This window comes from Streptomyces sp. NPDC048349 (assembly GCF_040651925.1).
GTDB lineage: Bacteria > Actinomycetota > Actinomycetes > Streptomycetales > Streptomycetaceae > Streptomyces.
Map to the genome: position 1 here is coordinate 17,711 of NZ_JBEZLA010000079.1, position 9,955 is coordinate 27,665.

The 9,955-nt window shown below is 73.9% G+C and carries 9 protein-coding genes; 7 read left to right on the forward strand and 2 right to left on the reverse strand.

Annotation, left to right across the window (positions count from 1 at the left end):
• Positions 1–418: 418 nt before the first annotated feature.
• Entirely contained in the window at positions 419–700 is a 282-nt protein-coding gene (locus AB0D44_RS30555) for an Lrp/AsnC ligand binding domain-containing protein (protein WP_008738815.1), read from the reverse strand.
• On the reverse strand, positions 697–1,431 hold the full coding sequence (locus tag AB0D44_RS30560) for a rhomboid family intramembrane serine protease (protein ID WP_362596912.1): 735 nt from the start codon (positions 1,429–1,431) through the stop codon (positions 697–699). The genes AB0D44_RS30555 and AB0D44_RS30560 overlap by 4 nt, the downstream gene beginning before the upstream one ends.
• 125 nt (positions 1,432–1,556) lie before the next feature.
• On the opposite strand from AB0D44_RS30560, the gene AB0D44_RS30565 reads away from it, so the two are divergent.
• The 7 genes from AB0D44_RS30565 to AB0D44_RS30595 all read left to right on the forward strand — a co-directional run bounded on the left by AB0D44_RS30565 (position 1,557) and on the right by AB0D44_RS30595 (position 9,868).
• Positions 1,557–1,796 carry a hypothetical protein gene (locus tag AB0D44_RS30565; protein ID WP_008738811.1) on the forward strand — a complete coding sequence of 80 codons (240 nt, stop codon included), beginning with the start codon at positions 1,557–1,559 and terminating at the stop codon, positions 1,794–1,796.
• A gap of 38 nt (positions 1,797–1,834) precedes the next feature.
• Positions 1,835–3,199, forward strand: coding sequence for an NYN domain-containing protein (locus AB0D44_RS30570; RefSeq protein ID WP_362596930.1), 1,365 nt, complete (start codon positions 1,835–1,837; stop codon positions 3,197–3,199).
• A gap of 252 nt (positions 3,200–3,451) precedes the next feature.
• On the forward strand, positions 3,452–4,480 hold the full coding sequence (locus AB0D44_RS30575) for an NlpC/P60 family protein (protein ID WP_362596915.1): 1,029 nt from the start codon (positions 3,452–3,454) through the stop codon (positions 4,478–4,480).
• Positions 4,481–4,701: 221 nt separating this feature from the next.
• Positions 4,702–5,745: an NlpC/P60 family protein gene (locus tag AB0D44_RS30580; protein WP_362596918.1), complete on the forward strand. Its 1,044-nt coding sequence runs from the start codon at positions 4,702–4,704 to the stop codon at positions 5,743–5,745.
• Between the two features lie 34 nt (positions 5,746–5,779).
• On the forward strand, positions 5,780–6,892 hold the full coding sequence (locus tag AB0D44_RS30585) for a hypothetical protein (protein ID WP_362596921.1): 1,113 nt from the start codon (positions 5,780–5,782) through the stop codon (positions 6,890–6,892).
• A gap of 32 nt (positions 6,893–6,924) precedes the next feature.
• Positions 6,925–8,067: a glycosyltransferase family 4 protein gene (locus AB0D44_RS30590; protein ID WP_362596924.1), complete on the forward strand. Its 1,143-nt coding sequence runs from the start codon at positions 6,925–6,927 to the stop codon at positions 8,065–8,067.
• A 190-nt stretch (positions 8,068–8,257) separates the two neighbouring features.
• Positions 8,258–9,868, forward strand: coding sequence for a GMC oxidoreductase (locus AB0D44_RS30595; protein WP_362596927.1), 1,611 nt, complete (start codon positions 8,258–8,260; stop codon positions 9,866–9,868).
• Positions 9,869–9,955: the final 87 nt, after the last annotated feature.

Consider the following 9,955-nt stretch of genomic DNA (forward strand, 5'->3'; position numbering starts at 1 on the left):
GCTCGCGCACGAAGCCCTGGCTGCGTGAGCGGGGGCCCGGGTTGCGCGCTCGTCCTGCGGGGACCCTCCTGCGCGTCCCCACCCCACGGCTGACTCCGGCCGGGGGGCGCGGGCTCCCTGGTCGGTGGGGGAGCGGGGGCTCGCAGGGGCGTCCCCGCAGGACGAGCGCGCAACCGTGGTCCAGCGGCCGGGACAAGGCTTCGTGCGCGAGCCGAGGAGACGCCCCGGAGGGGCCCCGCGCACGGCCCGGCAAGCGCATCCCGCCCGAGGGGCACCCCGGTACGGGCCCGGCAGACCGATCCCGGGAAAGGGGACAAACCCAGCCCCGCCGGCGTTTGAGGCGAAAGGGGGGACGGGCCGTCTGGAGGGCCGGGGTGGGGCGGAGCCCAGGGGAGACGGCGGGCCCGCGCCGGAGGCGTCAGGCGTCCAGGCCGATGGCGAAGGCCGCCTCGAGGTCGTGCTGGGAGTACGTGCGGAACGCAACGTGCGTGTCGGTGGCCTCGACGCCGGGGATCTTGCTGATGCGGCCCGGGATGATGTCCGCCAGGTTCTCGTGGCGGGCCACGCGGACCAGCGCGATCAGGTCGTACGTCCCCGTGACGGAGTACACCTCGCTGACGCTGTCCAGCGCGGCGATGGACTCGGCGATCTCGGGGATGCGGTCCACGCTGGTCTTGATGAGCACGATCGCGGTGATCACGGCTGGCTGTCTCCCTCGGTGGCCGTCGCTGGTCGCCCCACTCTAGTGGCAGGCCGATAGCGGGCCCACGCGTAGAGGAAGCCGACGGAGAAGCCCACCAGATGAGCCAGATAGGCGACCCCGGGACCGCTGCCCGCGCGGTGCGCGGCAACCCCCTGGAGGGCGAACCAGAACAGCAGCACGAGCCACGCCGGGAACCGCAGCGGCAGGAAGAACAGGAACGGGAACAGGCTCGTCACCCTGGCCCGGGGGAGCAGGTAGAGGAAGGCGCCCAGCACCGCCGAGATGGCCCCGGACGCCCCGACCAGCGTCTGGGCGGACCCCGCGTTGGCCGCCGCGTACGCCGCCAGGGCCACGTACCCCGTACAGACGTAGAACACGAGGAACGCCGGACGGCCCATCCGCTCCTCCGCCATCGCGCCGAAGACGTAGAGGAAGAGCATGTTGCCGAGCAGGTGCAGCCAGCTGCCGTGCACGAACAGCGCCGTCAGCGGCGTCAGCCAGGCCCGCGGGCGGCCCGAGAACAACTCGTCCGGGACCACGCCCCACCGCCGGAAGTAGTCCGTCCCGGCGGTCAGCAGCCCCTCGCCCGTCCCGTAGGCCGGGTTCAGCCCCGAAGCCGGGCCGAGGACGAACACCAGGGCGCAGCCCGCGATCAGGGCATGGGTGACCACCGGTCCCCGGGCGGCCTCGCGGACGGCCTGCCACCTTACGATCATGTGACAGAGCATGACGCAAGCCACCCCTCCCGGGGCGGTGGCAGGCCGTAGGGTTACGAGCCGACGTCCCGCCAATCGGCGCGGACGGCTCAGCAGACGGCTTTAATTGAATCAGCTACGAAGGAGAGAGCGGCCTGATGACGGTTCCCTTGCCGACCGACACCACCCGGTGGCGCTGCACCCTGTGCGGCAACCTCACGCGTTTCGACGTCACCCGTTCGTCGAAGGTCGTCGAGTACGTCCACCTGGACCTCGCCGGGGAGCCCAAGGTCGAGGAGCGCGAGGTGGTCAATGAGACCATCGAGTCGGTCCGCTGCCGCTGGTGCAACGCGGTGGACCAGATCGAGCTCGTGGACAGGCCGGGCGCGGACTCCTGACGGAGCCCCGCCCACAGGTAGATCGGTAGGGGTGACGGATCGTGGAGCCAGCAAGCGGCGCTGAGCCGGCCGATGCGGCCGGCGACGCCGCCGAGGTGCTCGACCGCCCGCTGCCGGAAGGCGTGCGGCGCCGGGTCGTCGCGCTCGTCTCGGACGCCTTCGGCGGACTGACGGTCGCGGACCTCCCGGCGCAGCTGCGCCAGTACGCCCGTTTCACCCCCACCCGTCGCGCCAAGTTCGCGGGCAACGCGATGGCCGCGGCCGTGGAGAGCGACCCCGTCTTCCGCGGCCGGGTCGCCGAGAAGCTGCGCGAGGCGCAGGCGGACCTGGCCGGGGCGCTGGAGTCCGGCGCCCCCCCCGCCGCCGCGGATCCGCTGGACGTGGCGGCCGCCGCGTACGTCCTGCGGCCGGCCGGCTGGGTCAAGTTGGTGGCCGCCGCCGGCGAGGAGGCGCAGCGCGCCGACGCCGAGCGGGTCGGCGAGGAGACCCGGCGCGAGCTGGACCGGCTGCGCGAGGAGCTGGCACAGGTACGGGACCTGCAGCGGTCCGGCGGCGAGCAGGTGCGGGCGGAGCTGGACGAGGCCCGCAGGGAAGCGGAATCGCTTCAGCGCAAGCTGCGCAGTGCGCTCAGCGACGTCAAGCGCGGCGAGGCGGCCTTGCGCAAGGTCACCGCGGAGATCGACGGGATCCGCGGCGACGCGGCCGCGCGGGTGGCCGCCGCCGAGAGCGAGAGCCGGCGGCTCAAGTCCCGGCTGGCGGAGGTGGAGGCGGCGCTGGAGACCTCGCGCCGGGCCACCCGCGAGGGGCGCAGCATCGAGGACATGCGGCTGCGGCTGCTGCTGGACACGGTGCTGGACGCGGCGGCGGGCCTGCGCCGCGAGCTGGCGCTGCCGCCGGTCTCCACGCGCCCGGCGGACACCGTGGAGGCCGTGGAGCCGGGCCGGATGACGCCGAAGGACATCGCGGCGCGCGCCCTGTCGGAGACCGATCCGGCGCTGCTGGACCAGCTGTTGGCGCTGCCCCAGGCCCATCTGGTGGTCGACGGCTACAACGTCACCAAGACGGGCTATCCGACGATGCCGCTGGAGAAGCAGCGGCTGCGGCTGCTGGGCGGGCTCTCGATGCTGGCCGCGCAGACGGGCGCGGAGATGACCTGTGTCTTCGACGGGGCGGAACTGGCCGCCCCGGTGCTGCTCGCGCCGCCGCGCGGGGTCCGCGTGCTGTTCTCCAAGGCAGGGGTGACGGCGGACGAGCTGATCCGCCAGCTGGTACGGGCGGAGCCGCCCGGCCGGCCGGTGGTCGTGGTGTCCACCGACCGGGAGGTCGCGGACGGGGTGGCCAAGGCGGGGGCGCGGCCGGTTGCGTCCGCATTGCTCCTGAAGCGGCTTTCGCGCGTTTCGTAACTCCTGGGCTTCATGCCCGAATTGGCAGGGCCCTCAGGGAACGTACCGTCAAGTGCCCGGCACGCAGCGTGCGCTGTAGGTAAAGAAGCTGGTCGGGGACCGACTTTTTTCCCGGCAGGATTTGAACTGATCACAGATGGGTCACTAGGGTCTGCTCAAACCTTCGTGCGGTAGATCACTCATTCGGGGTGGCAGCGGAGGTGCTGCCGAGTTGCGTTCTTCGGCGGCTCGAGGAAGAAGGAGCTCGCCTTCGTGGCGTCCCACCGTCGACCCAAGCAGCCGACCCGCGCTCGTGTGACCGTGCTGACCGCCACCGCGGCCGCGGCCGTCGCGCTCTCTACGCAGGGCGCCACCGCCGCCCCGGCGAAGCCGAGCAAGGAAGAGGTCAAGTCGCAGGTCGACGCCCTCTACGAAGAGGCGGAGCAGGCGACCGAGAAGTTCAACGGCGCCAAGGAGCGCCAGGAGAAGCTCGAAAAGGAGATCGGGCAGCTCCAGGACCAGGTCGCACGCGGCCAGGGCGACCTCAACGAGCTGCGCGGCACGCTCGGTTCGATGGCGAGCGCGCAGTACCGCAACGGCGGCATAGACCAGTCGCTCGCCCTCCTCCTCTCCGAGGACCCCGACAGCTACCTCGACAAGGCCTCCTCCCTGGAGCACCTGAGCGGCAAGCAGGTCGAGGCGGTCCAGAAGATCCAGGCCAAGCAGCGCACCCTCGCGCAGCAGCGCCAGGAGGCCGCCGGCAAGCTCGCCGACCTCGACGCCACCCGCAAGGAGCTCGGCGAGAAGAAGAAGGTCTCGCAGGAGAAGCTCGCCGCGGCCCAGGCCCTGCTCAACACCCTGACGGCGCAGGAGCGTGCCGCGCTCAAGGACGAGGAGACGCGCGCCAGCCGCAGCGACAGCCAGCGCGTCGACCTCGGCAACGTGAGCGCCTCCGGCCGCGCCGGAGCGGCCCTGGCGGCCGCCAAGACCAAGCTGGGCGGCGCGTACGTCTCCGGCGCCACCGGTCCGAGCGCCTTCGACTGCTCCGGGCTGACCCAGTGGGCGTACAAGCAGGCCGGCGTGGGCATCAGCCGCACCACCTACACCCAGGCGAACGACGGCACCCGCATCAGCCGCAGCCAGCTCCAGCCCGGTGACCTGGTCTTCTTCTACAACGACCTGCACCACGTCGGCCTCTACGCCGGCAACAACATGACGCTGCACGCCTCCAACCCGCGCGGCGGCATCAAGTACGAGTCGATGGACAACATGCCCTTCATGTTCGGCGTCCGCGTCTCCTGACGCGCCGTACACCGCCCATCCGGGCGAATTCGACGGCTCCGCTCTGACCCCACGCCCCGCCGGTGACCTGCGTCTCCGGCGGGGCGTCGCCGTGCGTGCCCTCCGGCGGTCGTTGGCCGGTGCCCGGCGGCGCGGCTACTGTCTGCCAGCGCGTAACCCGGCACACGTCCGTCCACGGGGGGCGGACCCGGGCCACGCCCAGCGGAAGGGAGCGGTTTCACGTGGCGTCCCATCGTCGGCCCGGGCTCGGCAGCCTCGACCGGAACACGAAGGTCACCGTCCTCACCGCCGCCGCGGCCACGGCCGCCGTCGCCATGACGGGCACACCCGCCGGCGCGGCCCCCGGCCTGCCCCAGGACCCCGCGACGGGCACCCGCGCCCAGGTCGACCGGCTCTTCGAGGAGGCCGAACAGGCCACCGAGCGCTTCAACGAGGCGGGCGAGAAGGCCGACCGGCTGCGGGCCGAGGTCAACCGGGCCCAGGACGCCGTCGCCCGCGGCCAGGAACGCATCAACACCATGCGGGGCATCCTCGGCACCTTCGCCGGCGCCCAGTACCGCAGCGGCGGCATCGATCCCGCCGTCGGCCTGATGCTGGCCGAGGACCCCGACGCGTACCTGGAACAGGCTGCCGCCCTGGACCGGCTGACCGGCCGCCAGGCCCGGCAGCTGGACGAACTGCGCGAGGAGCAGCGCCGGCTCGGCCAGGAGCGCCGGGAGGCCTCCCGCAAACTCGCCGAACTCGACGCGCTGCGCGCCGACGTGGCCCGGCACAAGCGCTCCGTCACGGCCAAGCTCGCGGCCGCCCGGCGGCTGCTCAACGCCATGCCCTCCGAGGAGCGGGCCGACTTCGAGCGTGCCTCCCGCTCGGGCGGCCGTGCCGACGCACTGCCCGACCTGTCCTCCGCGGGCCCTTCCTCGGGCCGTGCCATGGCCGCCGTGATGGCGGCCCGCGCCGCGGTCGGCCGCCCGTACGTGTGGGGCTCCACCGGCCCCTCCGGCTTCGACTGCTCCGGGCTGATGGTCTGGTCGTACCGGCAGGCCGGGGTCTCGCTGCCGCGCACCTCGCAGGCCCAGCGGCACGCCGGCCGCCAGGTGCCGCTGTCGCAGGCCCGGCCGGGCGACCTGGTGACGTACCGCTCGGACGCCAGCCACGTCGGCATGTACGTCGGCAACGGCCAGGTGGTGCACGCCCCGTACCCGGGGGCCCGGGTCCGCTACGACCCCGTCGGGATGATGCCGGTCTCGGCCGTGACCCGGCCCTGACCTGCGGGCGGCCGCCCTTGCGTACGATCGGCTGATGTTCCCAGGTCGTCGTCTCGTACGCGTACTGCCGCTCCTGCTGTGCCTGCTGGCGGCCGGGTGCGCGCAGCGGCCGGCGGACACGGCCGGACGGGACGTGCGCCGGGCCGTGGCCGAGTGGTCGCGCACCCCGCCCGAGCGGCTCGCGGGGATCCCCGTCGAGGACTGGGCGTACGAGGTCGCCTCGGTGCGGCAGGACGGCGTACGGGCCCTCGTGCGGGCGGAGCTGCGCTACCGGCTCACCGGCTACGACCCCGCCCCGGGCGGCTCGGCCCGCGAGCTCGAACTCCGCCTGGACGGCGGCACGTGGCGCGTCGCCGCCGACCGGCCCGCTCCGGGCGCCCCGCCGCAGCTGTGGGACCAGGGGCCGGTGTCGGTGGTCCGGGGCACGCACAGCCTGGTGCTGGGCGGCTCCGGGCAGCACGAGGACGCCCTGCGGGAGATCGCCGCCGAGGCCGACCGGGCGGTGCCCGCCGCGAGCGCCGCGTGGCCCGGGCCGTGGGCGGGGAGGGTGGTGGTGCTGGTCCCCGGCTCGCTGGAGCGGATGGCGGAGCTGCTGGGCGGGACGGCCGACGCCTACCGGGGCATGGGCGCCGTCACCACCGGCCGGGTGGGCGCCGGACCCGCCCCCGCGGACCGGGTGGTGGTCAACCCGCAGGGCTACGCCGAACTCGGCGGGGCGGGCCGGCGCATCGTCCTGACCCACGAGGTCACCCACGTGGCCACCCGGGCGGCGACCACCGCCCGCACCCCGCTGTGGCTCTCCGAGGGCTTCGCGGACTGGGCGGCGTACCGCGGCGGCCCCACCACGCCGGAGCAGGGCGCGCCGGCGCTGGGCCGGGCCGTACGGCGCGGTGAGGTGCCCGCCGCGCTGCCCGCGACGGAGGCCTTCGCCTTCGGCGGCGACCCGGAAGCGCTGGCCCGGGCGTACGAGGGTGCGTGGCTGGCCTGCCGGCTGATCGCCGAGAAGTGGGGCGAGCAGGCCCTGGCCGACCTGTACGGGCGGGCGGGCCGCGAGCCCCTCGCGACAGCGCTCGAGGGGGCGCTGGGCGTGGACCCGGCAGGGCTGACGAAGGCCTGGCAGGAGGCCCTGCGCGGCTGGCTCCGCTGAGCGCCGCACGCGTCCGGTACTGTCGGCAGGCAATGCACAAGACGCTGATCGTGACCAACGACTTCCCCCCGCGACCGGGCGGCATCCAGGCCTTCCTGCACAACATGGCGCTGCGGCTGGATCCCGACCGCGTCGTCGTGTACGCCTCCACCTGGAAGCACGGCGCGGAGGGCCGCGAAGCGACCGCGGCCTTCGACGCCGAGCAGCCCTTCCAGGTGGTGCGCGACCGCACGACCATGCTGCTGCCGACCCCGCGCGTGACGCGGCGGGCGGTGGGCCTGCTGCGCGAACACGGCTGCCGGTCCGTGTGGTTCGGGGCGGCCGCCCCGCTCGGGCTGATGGGCCCGGCGCTGCGGCGGGCGGGGGCCGACCGGATCGTGGCGACCACGCACGGGCACGAGGCGGGCTGGGCCCAGCTGCCGGCGGCGCGGCAGTTGCTGCGGCGGATCGGCGAGGGCACCGACACGCTGACCTACCTGGGGGAGTACACGCGCTCGCGGATCGCCTCGGCGCTGACGGACCGGGCGGCGGCGCGGATGGTGCAGCTGCCGCCGGGGGTGGACGAGAAGACCTTCCACCCGGAGTCGGGCGGGGCGGAGGTCCGGGCGCGGCTCGGACTGACCGACCGGCCGGTGGTGGTGTGCGTGTCGCGGCTCGTGCCGCGCAAGGGGCAGGACACGCTGATCGAGGCGATGCCGCGGATCCTGGCGGCGGTGCCGGACGCGGTGCTGCTGATCGTGGGCGGCGGGCCGTACGCGGCCGACCTGCGGGCGCTGGCGGCCTCCACGGGCGTGGCGGACTCGGTGGTCTTCACGGGACCGGTCCCGTGGTCCGAGCTGCCCGCCCACTACGGGGCCGGGGACGTGTTCGCCATGCCGTGCCGGACCCGGCGGGGCGGACTGGACGTCGAGGGGCTCGGGATCGTCTACCTGGAGGCCTCGGCGACGGGGCTGCCGGTGGTCGCCGGGGACTCGGGCGGGGCGCCGGACGCGGTGCTGGACGGGGAGACGGGGTGGGTCGTCCGCGGCGGCGAGCCGTCCGAGGCGGCGGACCGGATCACCGCGCTGCTGCTGGACCCGGGGCTGCGGGCGCGGATGGGCGAGCGGGGCCGTGCGTGGGTCGAGGACCGCTGGCGCTGGGACCACCTGGCGACCCGCCTGCGCGCCCTCCTCTAGCCCCGGCCCCCGCCTCGACGCCGGCGGGGCTCAGAGACCGGGGCTGCGCCCCAGGCCCCGCGCCTCGCGCGCCGGCGGGGCCGGGTGGCCGGCGTCGGGCTGCGAGGTGGTGAGCCATGGCTGACTGTCCCTCCGATGTCTGGCAGTGCGGCGTATGGGGGGAACGGCGGATTCCGCCCATCATGCGGCCATGACACCCAATCTGACGCGCCGTCACCTCCTCGGACTGGCCGCCCTGCAGACCGCCTCCGCCCTCGGCTTCACCCGCATCGGCCTGGCCTCCGCCTCCGCCGCCGAGCCGGGCGCAGCCCCCTACGCGCCCGCCATCGTCGTCGGCTCCGGCTACGGCGCGGCCGTGGCCGCGCTCCGCCTCGGCCAGGCCGGCATCCGCACCGTCGTCCTCGAGATGGGGCGGCTGTGGGACGCCCCGGGGCCCGACGGCAAGGTCTTCCCGTCCACCTCCGCGCCCGACCACCGCTCCATGTGGTTCCGCACGCGCACCGAGGCCCCGCTCGCCCAGTTCCTCTGGCTCGACGTCGTCAACCGCGACATCAGCCCGTACCCCGGCGTCCTCGACCGCGTGCACCACGGCGACATGTCCGTGTACGTGGGGCGGGGGGTGGGAGGGGGCTCGCTCGTCAACGGCGGGATGGCGCCGACGCCCCGGCGCTCGTACTTCTCCGAGGTACTGCCCGGGGTCGACGCCGACGAGATGTACGGCACCTACTACCCCCGCGCCCGCGCCATGCTCGGCGTCAACGACATCGACCCGGCCTGGTTCGAGTCCACCGAGTGGTACCGCTTCGCCCGGACCTCCCGCACGCACGCCCACAACACCGGCCTGAAGACCGTCTTCGTCCCCAACGTCTACGACTTCGCGTACATGCAGCGCGAGGCGGCCGGCACCGCGACCAGGTCGGCCCTGGCCGGGGAGGTCATCTACGGCAACAACCACGGCAAGAAGAGCCTGGACAAGACCTACCTCGCCGCGGCGGTCGGCACGGGGAACGTCACCATCGAGACCATGCAGCGCGTGGTCGCGGTCCGGCAGGACCCCGCCGGGGGATACGTGCTGACCGTGCGGACCAGCGACCTCGCCGGCCGCGTCACCCAGGTCCGCGAACTCGGCTGCCGGCGGCTCTTCCTGGGGGCGGGCAGCCTCGGCACCACCGAGATCCTGCTGCGCGCCCGCGAGACCGGGACGCTGCCCGCGCTCAGCGACCGGGTCGGACTCGGCTGGGGCCCCAACGGCAACGTGATGACCGCCCGCGCCAACCACCTGTGGGACACGGTCGGCTGCAACCAGGCCACCATGCCCGCCCTGGGCATCGACGACTGGGACAACGCCGCGAACCCGGTCTTCGCCGAGATCGCCCCGCTCCCCATGGGCATCGAGCACTGGATCTCGATGTACCTGGCCATCACCAAGAACCCCGAGCGCGGGCACTTCACGTACGACGCGGCCACCGACTCGGCCCGGCTCAACTGGCGGCGGGACCAGAACGCGCCCGCGGTCAGGGCGGCGAAGAACCTCTTCGACCGCATCAACCGGAGGAACTTCACGATGTACCGGTACGACCTCTTCGGCGACAACAAGGCCTTCGCCGACACCTTCACGTACCACCCGCTCGGCGGCTGCGTCCTGGGCGAGGCGACCGACCTCTACGGCCGGGCCAAGGGCTACCAGGGGCTGTACGTGGTGGACAGCTCCCTGATCCCCGGCTCGCTCGGCGTGAACCCGTTCGTGACCGTCACCGCCCTCGCCGAGCGGAACATGGCCCGGATCCTCGCCGAGGACTAGGGGGTGTCTGACGGAGGTCCGTGGTGAAGGAGCGGTGTCCGGTGCGTGCTCTCGGCGTGCCGGCCGGATGCCCCCGTACTGGACGTA